Genomic DNA, 18,031 nt, shown 5'->3' with positions numbered 1-18,031 from the left:
TGATTATAGCGAGTGATGCGGAGGCGTATGGCTGGGTTGAAGCTGGGTGGTGGGTGGGCGGCGGTGCTGCTGGTGGCGAGCGCTGCATCTGGTTCGGCTGTAGGGCAAAGCGTACCTCAGCGGCTAAAGCCGCAGATTTTAGAGAGCGGATATGGCACGGTTGAAGCCGTGCCCTTAAGCAAGATTGCCCTCATGGGATCGGTTGCTGCTGATAAAGACAAGAAGGACGCCGCTACGGGTGAGACCCGGATGACCAAGGATCAGGCGAAGGAGCTGTTCAAGTCCGTCGACGAGATTCTGGCGTTTGCCAGCAAGGACTCCAAGCTGCCGATCGAGCACAGCGTAAAGCGGACGCTGATCTCACGCGATGAGGTGAACAAGTTCCTGCGTGAGCGGTTCGATAAGGACGAGAGCACGAAGCGGCTGGAACGGTCTGAAATCGTTCTGAAGAAGTTTGGTCTGTTGGATCGCGACTTTCATCTGCAGACGTTCCTGGTCTCGTTGCTGACGGAGCAGATCGCCGGCTACTACGACGACAAGACGAAGACGGTGAATCTGCTGGACTGGATCGCTCCGGATGAGCAGAAGTCTGTGCTGGCGCATGAACTGACGCATGCGCTGCAGGATCAGAAGGTAGATCTTTCGAAGTGGTCGGAGGTTGGGCCGAAGGGGATCGCGAAGACGCATGCTGAGGATGTCGATCACATCCAGACGGACGAGGGCGATACGGCGCGCGAGGCCGTGACCGAAGGCCAGGCGATGGCGGTCTTCGTCGACTACGGGCTGAAGGACTCCGGCAAGACGATTGCCGATGCGCCGGACATGGGGCCGAAGCTGAAGGAGATGACCGAGGACACGGGAGGATCGCCACTGCTGGCGCGGGCTCCACTGCTGTTGCAGAAGTCGCTGCTGTTTCCTTATGGCGATGGGCTGGCGTTTGAGCATCGTGTCCTGGTGAAGGCGGGAAGTGATGCGGCGTTTGCGGGCGTGTTGAGCCGGCCGCCTTCGTCGAGCTTCGAGATTATTCATCCGGATGCGTATCTCGCGCACACGCCGGTGCCGGTGTTGCGGATGCCGGATATCCATCCGCTGATTGATGCCGAGTACACGCCGTATGACGAGGGCGTGATGGGTGAGCTGGATGTGCGGATCATCGCCGAGTTGTTTGGCGGCCAGCAGATTGCCGCGGCGCTTTCGCCGGCGTGGAAGGGTGGAATCTACTATGCGGCGCAGCGCAAGAGTGCAACGGCGGCGCAGAAAGAGACACCCGCTTCGCTGGGCATTTTCTACTACTCGAAGTGGGAGAACGAGGATTCGGCGCGGTCGTTTATGCGGATTTACGCGGCGCAACTGGCAAGAAAGTACTCCGGTTTGAAGCGGCGCGAAAAGGATGAGGTTGGCGACGACGAGCAGGTGTACTCGACCAACGAGGGCGATGTGCTCATCTCGTTGAAGGACGACCAGGTGTTTGTGGCCGAGGGCTTCGATCTAGCGCTGGCGCGAAAGCTTCGGGACGGCGTGGAAGAGGTGCAGTCCAGCGGGCCGCTGCAGGTGGCGGGCGTGAACGAGATGGGGCCAGCGATGTCCTTGGTGCGCATCATGGGGCAGTTCGGCGTGATGAAAGCGGCTCTGGCCGGACGATATACTCACTGACGGATCTATAGATAGAAGAGCAAAAGAGCAGAAGGAGAGCAGTTCATTGCAGAAGGCAGAGATTGGCATTATTGGCGGCAGCGGTTTGTATGGCATGTCCGGGCTAACGAATGTTCGTGAAGAGATTGTAGAAACGCCGTTTGGAGCGCCTTCGGATGCGTTTGTGCTGGGTGAGTTGGATGGTCGCAGCGTCGCGTTTCTGGCGAGGCATGGGCGGGGGCATCGCATTCTTCCGAGCGAGCTGAACTTTCGCGCGAACATCTACGCGATGAAGATGCTGGGCGTGGAGCGGATTCTTTCGGTGTCGGCTGTTGGGTCGCTGAAGGAAGAGCATAAGCCGACAGACTTTGTGATTCCAGACCAGTTCATCGATCGCACGTTTGCGCGCGTAGGGACGTTCTTTGGCGATGGCATCGTGGGCCATGTGGCGTTTGGCGATCCGGTGTGCGCGACGGTTCGCGGCGTGTTCGAGAAGGCTTGCGCCGAGGTCGGTGTTGTTGGAAAAAACGGCGGGACTTACGTGTGCATGGAAGGGCCGCAGTTTTCTACGCGGGCGGAGTCGAACCTGTACCGCAGTTGGGGCGCGGACGTGATCGGCATGACGAATCTGCAGGAGGCCAAGCTGGCTCGCGAGGCGGAGATCTGTTATGCCACGCTCGCCATGGTGACCGACTACGACTGCTGGCGCGAGGGTCATGATGACGTGACTGTGGAGCAGGTGGTCGCCGTTTTGCACCAGAACGCCGATAACGGGACGAAGGTCGTGAAGGCGGCGATCGCAGCGATGCCGACGGACCGCAAGTGTGCCTGTGCAGACGCGCTGAAGTACGCGATTTTGACGGATAAGAAGGCGATTCCGGAGGCGGTGAAGGAGCGGCTGGGGTTGTTGCTGGGAAAGTATCTGTAACGCTTTGAGTTGCAATTAGAAAGAGAGCTTCATGTCGATACTTGTTGTAGGTTCGGTGGCGTTCGATTCGATCGAGACGCCTTCTGGGAAGAGAACGAAGATCCTGGGCGGGGCGGCGACGCACTTTGCGCTGGCTGCCAGCTACTTTACGGACGTGCGCGTGATCGGGGTCGTAGGTGAGGACTTTACGGCGGAGCACGAGGCGGTCTTCGAGCGCCGCGGGATCGATACCGAGGGGATCGAGCGGGCTGACGGACTTACGTTTCACTGGACCGGCGAGTACAGCGGCACCCTGAATGAAGCAAAGACTCTTGGCACGGACTTGAACGTCTTCGCGACGTTTGCGCCAAAGATTCCTGAGCAGTATAAGGACAGCGAGTACCTCTTCCTGGCGAACATCGACCCGGTGCTGCAGTTGCAGGTGCGCCAGCAGATGCCCGACGTGAAGCTGGTGTGCGGCGATACGATGAACTACTGGATCGCTGACCATCGCGCGAACCTGGATAAGGTTCTTGCGGTGTTGGACGTGCTGCTGATCAACGATGGCGAGGCGCGCATGATCTCCGGTGAGCAGAACCCTGTGAAGGCTGCGGAGAAGGTGATGCAGCTTGGGCCGAAGTCGCTGGTGGTGAAGCATGGCGAGTATGGAGCGACGGGATACTTCAGCGAGCGTGCGTTTGGCGGGAAGGCTTCGCGGCCGTTTCGTGCACCGGCCCTTCCGCTGGGTGAAGTGGTGGATCCGACGGGAGCGGGCGATTCGTTTGCTGGCGGCTTCTATGGGTACATCGCGTCGCAGCCGGAGCTTACGCCTGCGGTCTTCAAAACGGCGATGTTCTATGGCGGCGTGATGGGCTCGTTCGCGGTGGAGCGGTTTGGGACGGACCGGCTGGCTTCGGTGACGAGCGAAGAGATCAATGAGCGGTTTGAGTTGTTCCGCGAGATATCGCATCTTGAAGACGCGTTGGCAGGAGCTTGAAGTTGCGGCGAAGAAGTGTACGGCAGAACTTGATTCGAGCGGCGTCGGAGTCGTCCAATGTTGATTCGAATGTGATCATTCCGGCGACGCGACAGGAGACGGTGCCGATTGCTTCGATGGCGATGGTGCTCGGCTTTATGGCGCTGCTGATTTGCTTCACTCGCGGTTACGTATTGCTCTATGGCGATGCGGTCGCTCATCTCGGCATCGCCAGAAGAATTCTCGATTCGCGGGCTCCGGGGCTGTCGCAGCTCGGCGGAGTGTGGCTGCCGCTGCCTCACCTGTTGATGCTGCCGTTCGTGCAGCGGATGTTGTGGTGGCAGACCGGCCTGGCCGGTGCGTGGCCTTCGCTGATCTGCTTCATCCTCGGCGCGGCTGGGTTTTACCGGCTCGCGCGAAGGATGCTGGTGCCGCGGTGGGCGTTTGCGGCGACGGTGTTTTATCTGCTGAATCCGAATCTTCTTTATCTTGCGACGACGGCGATGACGGAGCCGCTGTTCCTTGCATTGTTAATCTGGCTGACATTGCTCACGGTGGAGTGCATCGATGCCATGGATAAGATCGACGATGCGCCCTTGAAGCAGCGTCCGGCACTGGCGAAGGCGATTGGGCCGAAGCTGATCGTGATCTCGCTGCTGATCTTCGCTGCCGTGATGACGCGCTACGACGGATGGATCGCAGGTGCCGTCGTGTGGTGTGTGTTGACGCTGAAGATCGCGCGTACGAGAAAGCTGTTCGCAAAGATCACCCCGGCGTTCCTTCTGTTTACGGTGATTACGGTGGCCGGGCCGGTGCTCTGGCTCTGGTACAACCAGCACTTCATGCACGATCCGCTGGACTTCATGCGTGGCCCTTACTCGGCTGCGGCGATTGATAAGAAGACATCGCCCCCCGGAGCGAAACACTATCGCGGATGGCATAACCCGGGATGGGCGCTGCTGTTTTATACACGGACGTCGCAGGTAGACGCTGCGATGTGGGAGACGGGATTTGTGCTGCTGGCTGCGGCTTTGGCGGGGCTTTGGCTGACGCTGAAGAAGGGCTTCACCGGCGCGCAGCGGGCGGCGACGCTGCTGTGGATGCCGATTCCGTTTTATGTGTACTCGGTGTCGTATGGGTCGGTGCCGATCTTTATTCCGCAGCTCTATCCGCACTCGTTTTATAACTCGCGTTATGGAATGGAGATGCTGCCGGGGCTGGTGCTGTTTGCGTTTATCGCGGTGGCGGCGCTTGATTCATATTTGAAGACAACGAAGCCAGAAATATCGAAGTGGCTTCCTCGCGCCGGAATTGCGCTGGCCGTCGTGAACTGCGCCGTGATGACGCTAACGATTCCACTGGTGCTGAAGGAAGGCATGGTGAACGCGACGACGCGGCAGGCCTTTGAGACCTCAGTTGCGAGGCAGATCGAGTCGTTTCCGGTGGGCGTGCCGATCCTGATGACGAATGGCGACCACATTGGGGCGCTCCAGCAGGCTGGGATTCCGTTGAAGCAGACGATCAATGAGGGCGAGTGGTACAGCTGGAAGGCGGCACTCGACGCGCCGGCGGAGAAGGCGGACTACGTCGTCGCGATCGCTGGCGATCCGGTCGATAAGGCGGTCCGCGAGCATCCGGAGAACCTGACGGAGCTGACTGTGCTTTGTACGACAGGACAGCCGTGCGCTCGTGTTTACAAGTCGGATATCTGGAAGCCTTGAGCTTTGTGGCAGTCCCACTCATTCGCGATGAGACTGCGAATGAATGGGGCACAAAGCGTAACGCAGATTCCCTCCGGGAATGACAAGCAAGTGAAACGAGCGGCATTAGAATCGGTGAAGCATGTACGGACCGAGTTGGTATCACTTCAGTCAGATCGATCAGGAGCTGCTCTCGACCGGCACGGCGCAGCGGTTGCTGATGGCGTGCGGTCTGGGCGGCGTGGTGGGGCTGGAGCGGACGCTGAGCCATAAGGCCTCCGGCCTGCGGACGAACATGCTGATCTGCATGGGTTGCGCGTTCTTTACGCTGTTGTCGGCGGTACTGGCGGGCGAGGGAAATCCCGACAAGGGACGGGTTGCTGCGAACATCGTGCAGGGGATCGGGTTCCTGGGCGCGGGGCTAATTCTGCATACGCGCAACCGGGTGATGGGGCTGACGAGCGCGGCGAGCGTCTTCGCGGTGGCGTCGATCGGCATGGCTTGCGGGGCTGGGCTTTATCTTGAGGCTTTGCTCGCGACGGTGATCGTGGTGGTTTCGCTGCAGATGATAGGGATGGTGGAGACGAAGCTGGGATGGAAGCGCTATCCGCTTTTATACGAGATGCGCGGGACCGATCAGATGAAGATGTATACGGCGATTATGGCCGTGCTGGACCCGTGTGGGATTCGCTTGAATGTGATCGAGAAGGAGACCGTTGCCGATCTCGAGCGAGTCACGTTCATGGTGAATGCGGATCGTAAGCGGCATGCGATGCTGTTGGCGAGCCTCCGGGCAGCGCACGCGGCTGATGTGGTGGTGGCGTTCCATGATGAAGAGGAAGAGTGATGGATTTTGTGAAGGCCCATGCTTGTGGGAATGATTTTCTGATTCTGGAAGAAGCTGTAGCGCAGCGGAGACATGCGGAGCTTGCTAGGAAGCTTTGTTCGCGGAACACTTCGATTGGCGCGGATGGGATTGAGTTTTTGGAACGCCGTGCGGCCGGGGAGTTCTTTCTGCGGTTGTTCAATGCAGATGGCAGCGAGGCGGAGCTTTCAGGCAACGGGACGCGGTGCGTGGCCGCGTGGTTGGCGCAGAGCGAGGGACTGACGCAGGTGACGTTGGGCACGCACGGCGGCAAGCGGGCCTGCACGGTGATTGAGGCGAGCGATCCGGTCTACACCATTGAGAGCGAGATGGGCGTGCCGCGGGTGATGGCGCGAGCGATCGATCTGCCCGGCGTGGGGATCGTTGAAGGTGCGATGGTGAATGTGGGCAATCCACACTATGTGCTGTTTGTGGAGACGGACGACTTCAGCGCGCATGGCATGAGCTGGCAAGAGCTTGGAGCGAAGATCAGCACCGATCCGATGTTCGCGCATGGAACGAATGTGGAGTTCGTAAAGGTGCTCTCGCAGGGCGAGATTGAGTTTCGCATCTTTGAACGTGGGTGTGGGCCTACGACTTCTTCGGGGACGGGGACGTGTGCTTCTTCTTCGGCGGCGATGGTGTTGCGTGGAGTGAATCGCGAGCTGACGGCGCTGGCTGAAGGCGGCCCGCAGAGGACACTTTGGCCGAGCAATCAAGAGGTGATGCGGCTAACCGGACCTGCGGAGATCATCTGCACGGGCAAGGTTGCCGGCCTGTGATTCGTCCCAAAGCTCTGAAGCCGGGGGCAAGGCTCGCGATTGTGTCGCCGGCGAGCGCTGCGAAGGCGGAGTTGGTTGAGGCAGGAATGGAGCGGCTGCGTGCGATGGGGTACGAGCCAGTGCTCTTCCCACATGCGCTGTCGCGGGGACCGCTTTACTACGCCGGCACGGTCGCGGAGCGGGTCGACGATCTTCATGCGGCGTTCGCGGACACGAGCATCGATGGGATCGTGTGTACGCGTGGAGGGTGGGGTTCGGCGGAGTTGCTGCCGTATCTCGATGCTGCGCTAATCAAGGCAAATCCGAAGGTGTTTGTCGGGTATAGCGACCATACCTCGCTGCATATCTGGATGCGAAAGTTTGCCGGGCTGGTAACGTTCCACGGGCCTATGGTCGCGGCGGATTTTTCGCGGGGGGACGGAGCGGATGTTGCCAGTTGGGCTGCTGTGGTGGGAGCTAGTGGTGGCGCCTGGTCGGTGGGAGCAGCGGAGGGGCTGCGGGTTCTCAAGCCCGGGGTGGCGGAAGGCGTCTTCGACGGCGGATGTCTGTCGATCTTCGTGGAAGCGGTGGGAACGCCTTATGCGCCGGAGGTTTCGGAGGGGATCCTCTTTCTCGAGGACATTGGAACCAAGCCGTATCAGTGGGACCGGCAGTTGCTGCATCTTCGTTATGCGGGGCAGTTGGATGGTGTGAAGGGGATTGTGCTGGGCGATATGACGCAGTGCGTTCCGGCGGAGGACCAGGAGCTGCTGGAGCGGGCGATTCTTCATGCGCTGCGGGATTTTGCAGGGCCGGTGGGGATTGGGCTAAGGAGCGGGCATGTGGGGGCGGGGAATGTGACTTTGACGCTTGGGGCGCAGGCCAGGCTGGATTTGGGTGGGGAGCCCAGGCTGGAGTTTTTCAGGGGCTGATTCGTAGAGGCCATGTCCTGCCGGACGGGCCCGCTGCGCGCGGGGCGGTCACTTCGTGACTTGTATACCGCTTCGCGTCGCCGCGGTGCTTTATTCTTGAGCTAACAGCTCATGCATACGACTGACGGTAAAGCTTCGAAACATATTCACTTGATCGGCATCTGTGGCACGGCGATGGCTTCGCTGGCCGGGATGCTGCAGCAGCAGGGACACCGGGTAACAGGCTCGGATTCGGCGGCCTATCCGCCGATGAGCGATCAGCTGCGAACGATGGGGATTCATGTCGCCGAGCCTTATGCGGCGACGAATCTCAAGCCGCGGCCGGACCTGGTGGTGGTGGGCAATGCAATCTCGCGCGGCAATGTGGAGCTGGAGCACGTGCTCGACACGAGGATCTCGTTCTGCTCGATGGCTGCGCTGCTGCATGATGAGTTCATCGCAGGACGGGAGTCGCTCGTGGTTGCGGGGACGCATGGCAAGACGACCACGACCAGTATGTTGGCCTGGATCTACGAGGTCGCGTCCAGGAACGACGCCATGTTCGCCCCGTCATTTCTGATCGGCGGAGTGGCGGAGAACTTTGGCACGAGCTTCATGGTGCGTCCGGTTGTGGGCAGCGCAAGGCCGCCGTTCCTGATTGAGGGCGACGAGTACGATACCGCCTTCTTCGATAAAGGCCCGAAGTTTTTACACTATTTTCCCGACGCCGCGATCCTGACTCACGTGGAATTCGATCATGCGGATATTTACGACGATCTTGCGGCGGTGAAGACGGCGTTCAAGCGGCTGGTGAATCTCATCCCACGACGCGGGCGGCTGGTGGCGTTCGATGGCAGCGAGAACGTGTCGGAGTGCGTGGCGAAGGCATTCTGTTTTGTCGAGCGCTACGGCTTCGATCCTGAGTCGTACTGGCGGGTCTCAAAATTGCGACACGAGGGCAGCGTAAGCTCGTGGCGCCTGGATCGTGGCGGCGAGTTCTTTGCAGATCTGACCCTGCCAATGGCCGGCGAGCATAACGCGATGAACGCGACGGCCGCAGCCGCGCTGGCCTCAGGCCAGGGAGTTCCGGTGGTCGCGATTGTCGAAGCACTGGCGACATTCAAGAGTGTGAAGCGGCGGCTGGAGGTTCGGGCGAAGGTTGCGGGCGTGACCGTGATCGACGACTTCGCGCATCACCCAACGGCAATTCGTGAGACGCTGCGGGCCCTGCGGGAGGCCTATCCGGGCCGTAGAATCTGGGCGGTCTTAGAGCCGCGATCGAATACGCTGCGGCGAAATGTCTTTGCGGAGGCGCTGGTGGACAGTCTTGCGCTGGCCGATGCCGTAGTGCTGGCGCAGGTCTTCAAGTCCGAGAGCATACCTGTGGCGGAGCGGCTGCATCCGGAAGAGGTGGTCGCGGGGCTGAATGCCCGTGGGGTTCCGGCGGAGCTGCATGCGGATGCCGATGCGATTGTGGATGCGCTGGTGCCGGAGCTGAGGTCCGGTGACGTCGTCGCCATTCTTTCGAACGGTGGCTTCGGCGGCATCTACGAGAAACTTCCGGCAGCGCTTGCGGTCGAGTTTGCCGGAGTATCCTGAGACGTTATGTTTTCTGCTTTCAAGATGTTGTTCGTGTACGGGATCTTCGGCGGAGCGGTCGGAATCCTGGGAGTTCCTTACTCGTTTTTGATTCGCGACATTGGCCCGCTTTACCGCCTGGCGATGCGGATTATGCACGCGGGCGTGGTGGCTGGTGGAATTCGCGTGGAGATCGTAGGCAAGGAGAATCTGCTTGCGGGACGGTCGTGCATCTTCATGTCGAACCATGTGTCGAATCTCGATCCGCCGGTGCTGATGCCGAGTCTGCCGGGGCGGAGTTCGATCCTGTTGAAGAAGAGCTTGATGGGGATTCCAGTCCTGGGCACGGCGATGCGCATGGCCAAGTTTGTCCCGGTGGAGCGCGGCAGCAACGTGGAGGCGGCGAAGGCGAGCATCGCGGCGGCGGCGAGCGCACTCCGCGAGGGGCTGAATATCATTGTGTTTCCTGAAGGAACTCGTTCCGTGGATGGGCGTCTGAAGGTGTTCAAAAAAGGGCCGTTTTTCCTGGCTGAGGACACGAAAGCGCCGATTGTGCCGATTGCGATCTCGGGCACGCAGAACATGATGCGCAAAGGGAGTTTTTCCATCAGGCCGGGAGTGGCGCGGGTGGAGTTTCTGAAGGCGATTGAGCCGAGCGAATATGCCAGCCGCGAGGAGTTGATGGCCGCGGTTCGAGGAGCGATCGATGCGGCGCTGCCGGTGGAGATGAAGGCGGTTTAGGCTTTCAGGCGCGGTAATGTCCTACATCCCACCCATCGCGATACGACCGCGATGGATGGGGCACCCGGGCATTTGTGGATCAACAGCATCGACTCCAGTGCGTCAGAAGTCTTGACCGGTCGCAACTGATCGGGTGCCCCATCCATCTTCGCGTCTTTTGCGAGGATGGGTGGGACGTAAGCTGTTCGGACAACTGCCGTTCTGCGTGACGCACCACACTAGTGCTTAATCAACCACATACCCCAGCTTGCGGCGATGGTGCCAAAGACGAAGAGGGCGAAGCAGAACGCTCCGAAACGGATCATCATCTTTGGTTCTGAACGCTGGGTGATGCCAAAGACAATGGAAGTGAAGAAGGCGAAGAGAAGGACGGCCCCGAAGTGGGTAACAGTCATGAGAGCTTCCTCCCGCTGGCCAGCGAGTGTGCGTCGACGGCGGATACGATGTTGAGCAGCCCTGCCACCACGATAAACTTCGTTCCGTAGTCGGCGATGGCGATCTGTACTGAGGAGTGTCCGAGGTCGAAGACGCGGGCGAGGATGTAGAGCACGCCGCTGCCGAGATCGCCGGCGAAGCCGAGGATGTCGAGCAGGTCGCCGGTGTTGGGCGTGTAGACCTTGCCTTCGAGCGCGATGCCGATCGAGAACATGGCCACGATGGAGACGAAGAGCAGAAGGGCTCGGATTGGCTTCCTGATGAGCAGATGGCCCGCGCCGGGGACGAGCCATCCGGCGAAGAGAGCGACTGCGGGAGAGACGCCGGACTTCTGGTTCAGAAGAGCTTTATCGGCCTTGCTCATCTGCTGTGCGGCTTGGGGATTGGTTGACATGCACTTTCCATCATAAGGCAAAGACGAAATGCGGGGTCTCTCCACTACGCGACGGACGATGAAACTGTCCGCCGCTCGGGTCGAGATGACGTTTCTTTGGGGAGAGCGTTCGTTCAGATCCGGACTAGTTCGCGTTGAATCCGGCCGGTGATCTCGGCCTTGCCGGCGCGGGCGATCATATTGACCTCGCTGCGGACGCCGAACTCGCCGGGGAAATAGAGGCCGGGCTCCACGGAGAAGCAGGTGTTAGGCAGGAGCCAGCGCTCGTCGTGGGTCTCGAGGTTGTCGAGATGAGCGCCGCTGCCGTGAAGGGTGTTGCCGATGTTGTGGCCTGTCCGGTGGGTGAAGAACTCGCCGAGGCCAGCCGCACGGATGACGGCGCGGGAGGCGTCGTCTGCCTGGAAGCCTGCGATCAGTTCGTTCGCGGCGAAGGCGTCGATTACGCGCTGGCAGGCGGCGTCGCGGGCGTCGCGGACGGTGGTGAAGATGTGCTGCTCCCGGTCGGTCGGTTCGCGGCCGACGACGCCGGTCCAGGTGATGTCGTAATAGCAGGAGTTGGGCTGGTCGAGGCGGGCCCAGATGTCGATGAGGACGAAGTCGCCGGAGCGGATGGGCGCGGAGGTCTCGGGCGACGGGTGGTAGTGGGAGTCGGCGGAGTGGGGGCCGACGCTGACGTTCGTGCCGTGGTCCCAGACGAGACCCTCGCGGCGCATGCCTTCCTGGAGGAAGTCGACGATGGCCTGCTCGTGCGTCCCGCCATTTTTGGTGCGGATGCCGATCTGCTCGAATCCGGCTGCGAGGACGCGATCGATCTTCTCGCCCGCGGCGAAGTGGGTCGCGATTTGGGACTCGGTGAGCACAGCTTCGAACTGGGCGACAAGGTTGGCGGAGGTGACGATCTCCTTGCCGAGGCCGCGCAGCAGTTCCACTGTGCCGGCGTCAACCAGAGCGACGTACATGATGGCGTTGCGCGGGGAGTACTGCATGGCGATCTTGGTGCTGCCCTCGGTAAGTGCGGCGATGCCCGCTTCGAGCTCCTGCCAGGAGGAGTATTCGGACTTTGCGCCGGGGAGGGTGTCGAGGCGACCGCTCTCGATGCGATGGGCGAGCTTCTTCGGTTCGCCGCTGGCGGGAATGAAGTAGTACCAGCGCCGGGTGACGAGCTGGCCTTCGGGAAGGCCGAGGATGCTGTAGGCGAGCGGGTCGCGGTAGTGGTGGTCGTAGAAGAGCCAGCCGTCGAGGTGGGCGTCGCTGAGTGCAGATTGAATTGCCGCCAGATCCATGAGGGTTATTTTAGCGGCAAGTTTGGTGGCGCTAGATCGGCTTGCTGTCGGCTCCGAGGACACGACCATAGCCAAGTGCCTGCGCGAACAGGATCAGGTGGTGATGTTGCGTGGGTTGGAAGGACGAAGGGAGGGCTACTGAGATGGTCTTTTCTTCGGCTGACTTGAGCGTGGCGACGCGGGTGAGTGAGCGGGCGACGGCGACGTGGGTGAGAGTGCGGCCGGAGTTTTCGCCGCGCTGAACGCTGGATTGGTCGGTGTCGTCGGCGAGGACGGCGATGATGTCGGTGCCGTTTGTCGGGATCGCGCCTGCGGCGGAGAAGGTGACAGCGAGGCTGTTGCCCGTGCGATTGACGGAGGAGATATTGAGGGTGACAGGCTGGTGGTCGGCAGGTTGCCGCTGAATTGCGCGGATAAGGCTGGCCTTATCGCTGCCTACAAACTGGTCGGAGCCGTTGACGATCATCTGCGGGGTGTACACGCTGTCGAGGTTGAAGCGCTGGCCGTAGCTGCTCTGGCGATCGGTGTAGATGGAGGAGGAGAAGGGATCGGACCAGCCCAGAGAGTTCCAGTAGGTAACGTGTTCGCTGATGCCGACGATGAGCTGGCCAGCGGAGGTCTGCGTGTGGTCGATCTGGCGGAGGAGAGCGTCAGCGGGAGGGCAGCTTGAGCAGCCCTCGGAGGTGAAGAGTTCAACGAGGACGACCGAGGGCTTCGCGCTTGGTGCCTGTGCTCGAAGAATGGCTGCTGCGGAGAGTGCGAGGAAGGATACTGCAAGGGAGCGGGCTGGGAAGAGGTGCATGGGTGCCTCCGAAGTACAGCCATCAGACGCCACGACACGCCCGGGGTTACAGGGGATACGAGATTCGCTCTCCTTGTAACTTATGGAGTGCGCAAGGTTCTAATGTCTGATATGGATGCAAGTGTGCCGCTGGATGGAGAGAAGTTCGCAACGAAATGCCTGAAATAGACGAATCACGCAACGAAGCGGAGATGATCGCAGCGATTCTGGCTGGCGAATCGCAACGCTTTCACGATCTCATCCGGCCGTACGAGCGGAGCGTATACGTGATGGCGCTGTCGTTCGTACATGATGAGTCCGACGCGGAAGATGTCGCGCAGGAGGCGTTCCTGAAGGCCTTCCGCAACCTTGCGAGCTTTCGCGGAGAGGCGAAGTTCGGAACGTGGTTGATCAGCATCACATTGAACGAGGCGCGGAGCAGATTACGCCGGAAAAAGTTGATCAAGATGGAGCCGCTGGAAGCGTCGAACGACGACGGCAGCCATGTATCGCCGGCGCTGCTGCGGGACTGGAAGGAGATTCCTTCGGAGGCGCTGGAGCGAAGTGAGATGCGAAGCCTGCTGCAGAAGGCGGTTGAAGGCTTGCCGCCGATCTACCGGGAGATCTTTGTACTTCGTGACATCGAGGAATTGAGCATTGCCGAGGCCGCCGACGTGTTGCAGATCACAGTGGCTTCGGTGAAGGTAAGGCTGCACAGGGCGCGAGTGGCATTGCAGAAGACCCTGGCACCGCAGTTGAAGCAGATGGACTCGAAACGGAGGTGGTTCCCATGGTCATAGAGTGCAAGCATGTCTGGGAGCACATCTCCGGATACCTGGATGGAACGCTGGAGCCGGAGGTCTTAAGGATGGTGCAGGAGCATCTGGAGCACTGCGAGATATGCTCGGCGATCCTGGATTCGACGCGGAATATCCTGATTCTGACCGCGGATGAGCGGGTGTTTGAACTGCCGCTAGGGTATAGCGAACGCTTACACGCCCGGCTGGATGCGGAGTTGAAGAGTGCGGAAGCGGTGGTTCGGAAGCTGCCCTAAGCGTTGTGGACGATCAGGTGAGTGGCCTGTTCGGCGATGACGAGGATCAGGGTGAGGATCGCCAGGGCGATCTGGAAGTTCTCCGCACGAATCTTCGAGCGCGGTGCGGGCGTCGTGCGCCATTGTGAAGATGGCCGGGCGCGTAGCGAGCGGATTCGCCAGATGACGTAGAGGTTGATGAGCGATCCAGCAACCGCGACGATCATCATAGGCACGCGAATGATATCGGCGTGGAAGCCGCTGGAGGGACGGTTGAGACCGGAGGCGGCAGCGAGCGCACTCAAGCCGATAAGCAGACGTGCTCCGCTGACGGCCATCACCCAGGTGCAGGCGCTTTGTAGAAGGATGAAACCGAAGCTGACAACAGCGACGGACCACTTTACGGCTGTGCGCGCAAACGCCGAAGGTGGAGAATGTTCTTTCGCGACGCTGTTTGTCGAGTCCGAGATCACGCTTCCGACGGTACTACAAACACGGTCAGTCCTGCAGAAAGCTGGACGCCGATGACGGGCTACGGTATCTGGGTAAAGCTCTCAGGACTGCCGGCGAGTCGCGAAGTGCTTGCGCTGCATATAATTGGCGATCATGAAAAAGTTGGCCCTCCTCGTGCTTCATGTCTTCTTGCTCGTCCTTGTGCCGGGTCTCTTTCCCTTCGACCGGATCGGCGCAGCCGATGCTTACGGGCAGGAGCTCGTCGTGCATGGATGGAGTGGAGAGCTGCGGAATGACAAAGGAGAGCCTGTACTGAATGGGTCCATCCGTTTAATTGGCGCACACGGCGAGGTGGTCGCGAACACCTCGGACGCAGGAGCCTTCCGGTTCGGTGGCCTTGCGGCGGACAAGTACACGCTAGTGGTGGTGATAGGCGGGGTGGAGCATCGCTACCCGGAGACGCTGGAGCTCTCTGCGGAGTCGCTGCCTATGGTGGTGACGGTGTCGAAGTCGGGGAAGGTGCGGGTCGTGTCGCGCACCGGCGAGACGACGATTGGCACGGGCGGCGAGAAGCTCTCGAGCCAGACGGTAAGCGCGATTCCGCTGAACAAGCGTGACTTCAGCCAGTTGTTGCTGCTGGCGGCGGGGACGATGACGGACTCGAACGGGCAGACGAACTTCACCCAGCAGTTTGCCATCAATGGGCAGCGTGGAGTGGAGGCGACGTTCGCGATGGACAGCGCGGACACCAGTGACCCGGAGATGGGCGGAGCGGCGTTCAGCAACTTCAATGTCGACGCGGTCGAGGAGATCCGGTCGAGTTCGGGATGGATGCCGGCGGAGATCGGTCGCGGGGGGGCGGGTTTCACGAACGTGATCACGCGTTCGGGCGCGGGCGGATTTCATGGGTCCATCTTCGAGTTCCTGAGGAACTCGGCGCTGGACGCGCGGAACTTTTTCGATCATCCCACGCTGGCGGAGCCGGGACGGATTCCGCCGTTCCGAAGGAATGAATTCGGGTTCACCAATGGGGGCCCGATCGTGGTTCCCCACGTTTACGATGGTCGCGGGAAGAGCTTCTACTTCATTCAGTACCAAGGCTTCCGGCAGGTGCTGGGCACATCGCAGGTCTTCCCGGTGCCGACCGAGGCTGAGCGGCAGGGAATCGATACGACAGCCTACTCGGGTGACACCCTGACGATCATGCCGGATGCAAAGATTGCTGCGGTGCTCGCCCGCTATCCGTTGCCGAACAATCCGACGGGATCTTACGGAGTGAATACGTTCGCAGGGGCGTCAAAGGTGACCACCAATGCGAACCAGTTTTCGATCCGGCTAGATCAGGAACTCCCGAAGAACGCGCACCTGACGGCGCGGTTCAACTTCAACAACCTCTTTGGGCCGACGACGAACCCGGACCAGACGGCGATCGATCCGAGCTTCGGCGTGGTGTACATGGACCACCAGCGCAACGGGGCGATCACTTACACCAAGACCGTGTCGCCAAGGTTCGCGTTTGAGAGCGGGCTGAGCCTGACCCGTACGACGCCGCAGTTTCCGACGGCGAATCACACCGATCCGGCGATCAAGTTCAACGATGGGTCGTTTGAGGCTTTCAACTCCGCGGGCGGATCGGTGATGTCGGCGTTTGGGAACCTCTTCCAGGTGCGGCAGGCCTTTACTTGGACCACATCGAAGCATGTGGTGAAGGGCGGCGGCGAGGTGCGGTTGAATCGCGACACGACGTACTTCGGGACGAGCCCGAACGGCGAGTATGACTTCGGAGGCGGCACGGTGTATTCGCCGGTGGAGATCACCTCCGCCAGCCATACCCATGATGTACATGTCGGCGACAAGCTGCCGGACACGTTGAGCGCCTTCCTGACGGGAAGCGCGTTCGTCTATACAACGGCGGTTGCGCCTCCGTTTATCTCGGGCGGCGCGCATATTGGGCCGGCGGCGATCTCACGCAACGGCTTCGCGGTCTATCTGCAGGACACTTATAAGATCTCGCCGCGATTTGTGCTGGACTACGGTGTTCGCTGGGAGGCGTACACTCCGATCTCCGAGCGCGCCAAGCGGACGGCATCGTTCCTCGGTCCCGATGGTGGTACGCAGTACGCGGTCAACCCGCAGCCGGGATACCGGCACCAGTGGGCGGAGTTTGCACCGCGGGTGCAGATCGACTGGCGAGTGGCCGGCTCGTTGCATGTTCATGCGGGCGGGGGGATTACGACGATTCCGCCGAATATCTGGCAGGACAACTTCCTCACCGGAGCGGTACCGTATGTGATCTATCCGCACATCACGGCCACAGCATCGGCACCGATACCGTATGGCTTCCAGATCACCTCGGCCCAGTTGCCGACGTTCTATTCGACATCAGGGCAGCAGCTGTTCGCGGATGGAAAGACGAACACGACGGCACCCAACACTGTTCTGGATGTCGAGCGGTATCAGAACGGCCTTGCTGCGCTTACGCCGGGAGCGCAGTTCACGCCGCTGAATCTGGCTGCGATCAGCCCGCGCTTCGGCAACGGATATCTGCAGACGTGGACGGTGGGAGCGGAGCGGCAGTTTGGCAAGCTGACGGCGGATGCAGCCTATGTCGGGACGGCCTCGGCGAAGCTGCCGAGGATCTCTTCGCCGAATGGGTACTCGGGCGCCGGACCGGCGTTTGCGCCCTACACGCAGTTCAACAGTGCGAATGAGGCCATTGGTGGTTACGGCACGGAACAAGTGATCGTCGCGACGGCGCACTCGAGCTATCACGCGCTACAGACGTCTCTTTCGGGGCAACTGCCGCATGGCGGTCCGGGCGTGCAGATCAGCTATACCTGGTCGAAGGCGCTGGACGATACGAGCGGCGTGGCGGGCGGCATCGGCGGAACCGGGGCAGTCTCGAATCCGCTGCCGCAGGATCCGCTCGACAACCATCCCGAGAAGGGACCTGCGAGCTTCGATGTGGCGCACAGTTTCACGGCAAGCCTGGCGCAGGATCTGCAGCTTGAGAAGGTGGACATGCTGCAAGGAATCAACCGCAGGTTCACCGCTGGGTGGGAGTTGTTGAGCATCTCGACGATCAGCAGCGGCTTGCCGTTTACGGTGTACTCCGGCCAGCAGCAGACGGAGGCCGGGCTGGGTGGCGTGGACAGGCCAGACCAGATTGCGACCCCCGATCTTTCCACGGCGCGACCGAACCGGGTGGACTACTTCGGCAAGGGGTTAGACAACGGCTCCTACTTCACGATTCCGGATGGGTCGTTTGGGACATTGGGACGGGACACCTTTCGCGGGCCTGCCTACTATGACTTCGATTTTTCGTTGATCAAGGACACGCCGGTGGGAAGGCGCTCGGCGGGCGGTGAACTGTTCGACGTGCAGTTCCGGTCGGAGTTCTTCAACCTCTTCAACGTGGCGAACTTTGGACTGCCGGCGAACACAATCAAGGGCGCGGGGTTTGGAGAGATCAGCAAGACGGCGGGAACTTCGAGGCAGATTCAGTTCTCGGTGAAATTGCTTTATTAGAGGCGAAAAAGCCCGCGCAGGGCAGTTAGAGTATGTTATTCGTGAGGGATCCC

17 protein-coding genes are annotated in these 18,031 nt (G+C 60.6%); 12 read left to right on the top strand and 5 right to left on the bottom strand.

Going from position 1 to position 18,031, the window contains the following annotated elements; translation table 11 throughout:
• The first annotated feature begins 27 nt into the window (after positions 1 to 27).
• From OHL18_RS18840 to OHL18_RS18800, 9 genes are all read left to right on the top strand, one after another.
• Positions 28 to 1,653 (top strand): hypothetical protein, encoded by a 1,626-nt coding sequence (locus OHL18_RS18840; RefSeq protein ID WP_263376418.1) that lies wholly within the window; start codon positions 28 to 30, stop codon positions 1,651 to 1,653.
• Positions 1,654 to 1,699: 46 nt separating this feature from the next.
• Positions 1,700 to 2,560 carry an S-methyl-5'-thioadenosine phosphorylase gene (gene mtnP, locus OHL18_RS18835; RefSeq protein WP_263376417.1) on the top strand — a complete coding sequence of 287 codons (861 nt, stop codon included), beginning with the start codon at positions 1,700 to 1,702 and terminating at the stop codon, positions 2,558 to 2,560.
• 31 nt (positions 2,561 to 2,591) lie between these two features.
• Positions 2,592 to 3,536 carry a PfkB family carbohydrate kinase gene (locus OHL18_RS18830; RefSeq protein ID WP_263376416.1) on the top strand — a complete coding sequence of 315 codons (945 nt, stop codon included), beginning with the start codon at positions 2,592 to 2,594 and terminating at the stop codon, positions 3,534 to 3,536.
• Between the two features lie 2 nt (positions 3,537 to 3,538).
• Positions 3,539 to 5,236 carry a hypothetical protein gene (locus tag OHL18_RS18825; protein ID WP_263376415.1) on the top strand — a complete coding sequence of 566 codons (1,698 nt, stop codon included), beginning with the start codon at positions 3,539 to 3,541 and terminating at the stop codon, positions 5,234 to 5,236.
• Positions 5,237 to 5,357: 121 nt separating this feature from the next.
• Positions 5,358 to 6,062, top strand: a complete 705-nt coding sequence (locus tag OHL18_RS18820; protein ID WP_263376414.1) for an MgtC/SapB family protein — start codon at positions 5,358 to 5,360, stop codon at positions 6,060 to 6,062.
• Entirely contained in the window at positions 6,062 to 6,862 is an 801-nt protein-coding gene (gene dapF / locus OHL18_RS18815; RefSeq protein ID WP_317890513.1) for a diaminopimelate epimerase, read from the top strand. The genes OHL18_RS18820 and dapF overlap by 1 nt, the downstream gene beginning before the upstream one ends.
• Positions 6,859 to 7,773, top strand: coding sequence for a S66 peptidase family protein (locus tag OHL18_RS18810; protein ID WP_263376412.1), 915 nt, complete (start codon positions 6,859 to 6,861; stop codon positions 7,771 to 7,773). Before dapF ends, OHL18_RS18810 begins: the two co-directional genes overlap by 4 nt.
• A 111-nt stretch (positions 7,774 to 7,884) precedes the next feature.
• Complete coding sequence (mpl, locus tag OHL18_RS18805; protein WP_263376411.1) at positions 7,885 to 9,351, top strand: UDP-N-acetylmuramate:L-alanyl-gamma-D-glutamyl-meso-diaminopimelate ligase; 1,467 nt, start codon at positions 7,885 to 7,887, stop codon at positions 9,349 to 9,351.
• 6 nt (positions 9,352 to 9,357) lie between these two features.
• Entirely contained in the window at positions 9,358 to 10,071 is a 714-nt protein-coding gene (locus OHL18_RS18800; RefSeq protein ID WP_263376410.1) for a lysophospholipid acyltransferase family protein, read from the top strand.
• A 218-nt stretch (positions 10,072 to 10,289) separates the two neighbouring features.
• Here OHL18_RS18800 and OHL18_RS18795 read toward each other — a convergent pair whose 3' ends face one another.
• From OHL18_RS18795 to OHL18_RS18780, 4 genes are all read right to left on the bottom strand, one after another.
• Positions 10,290 to 10,466: a hypothetical protein gene (locus OHL18_RS18795; RefSeq protein ID WP_263376409.1), complete on the bottom strand. Its 177-nt coding sequence runs from the start codon at positions 10,464 to 10,466 to the stop codon at positions 10,290 to 10,292.
• Positions 10,463 to 10,900, bottom strand: a complete 438-nt coding sequence (locus OHL18_RS18790; protein ID WP_263376408.1) for a DUF6677 family protein — start codon at positions 10,898 to 10,900, stop codon at positions 10,463 to 10,465. Before OHL18_RS18790 ends, OHL18_RS18795 begins: the two co-directional genes overlap by 4 nt.
• Positions 10,901 to 11,013: 113 nt before the next feature.
• Positions 11,014 to 12,183, bottom strand: coding sequence for a M24 family metallopeptidase (locus OHL18_RS18785; protein ID WP_263376407.1), 1,170 nt, complete (start codon positions 12,181 to 12,183; stop codon positions 11,014 to 11,016).
• A gap of 31 nt (positions 12,184 to 12,214) precedes the next feature.
• Positions 12,215 to 12,985 (bottom strand): DUF1223 domain-containing protein, encoded by a 771-nt coding sequence (locus tag OHL18_RS18780; protein WP_263376406.1) that lies wholly within the window; start codon positions 12,983 to 12,985, stop codon positions 12,215 to 12,217.
• Between the two features lie 155 nt (positions 12,986 to 13,140).
• Here OHL18_RS18780 and OHL18_RS18775 point away from each other — a divergent pair, with 155 nt between their 5' ends.
• Both OHL18_RS18775 and OHL18_RS18770 read left to right on the top strand, forming a co-directional pair.
• On the top strand, positions 13,141 to 13,764 hold the full coding sequence (locus tag OHL18_RS18775) for a sigma-70 family RNA polymerase sigma factor (protein WP_263376405.1): 624 nt from the start codon (positions 13,141 to 13,143) through the stop codon (positions 13,762 to 13,764).
• On the top strand, positions 13,755 to 14,018 hold the full coding sequence (locus OHL18_RS18770; protein ID WP_263376404.1) for an anti-sigma factor family protein: 264 nt from the start codon (positions 13,755 to 13,757) through the stop codon (positions 14,016 to 14,018). Before OHL18_RS18775 ends, OHL18_RS18770 begins: the two co-directional genes overlap by 10 nt.
• On the opposite strand, the gene OHL18_RS18765 is transcribed toward OHL18_RS18770, so the two are convergent.
• The gene (locus OHL18_RS18765) at positions 14,015 to 14,470 is read right to left on the bottom strand and encodes a hypothetical protein (RefSeq protein ID WP_263376403.1); all 456 of its coding nucleotides are present in this window, start codon (positions 14,468 to 14,470) and stop codon (positions 14,015 to 14,017) included. The genes OHL18_RS18770 and OHL18_RS18765 overlap by 4 nt on opposite strands.
• Positions 14,471 to 14,603: 133 nt before the next feature.
• Between OHL18_RS18765 and OHL18_RS18760 the strand changes: the two genes are divergently transcribed.
• A complete protein-coding gene (locus OHL18_RS18760; RefSeq protein WP_263376402.1) occupies positions 14,604 to 17,978 on the top strand; it encodes a TonB-dependent receptor in 3,375 nt (1,124 codons plus the stop codon).
• The last annotated feature ends 53 nt before the right edge of the window (positions 17,979 to 18,031 follow it).

Origin of the sequence: Granulicella aggregans, assembly GCF_025685565.1 — a bacterium.
GTDB lineage: Bacteria > Acidobacteriota > Terriglobia > Terriglobales > Acidobacteriaceae > Edaphobacter > Edaphobacter aggregans_B.
The sequence above is the reverse complement of the archived record's forward strand: the minus strand, read 5'-3'. Positions and strand labels throughout refer to the sequence as shown.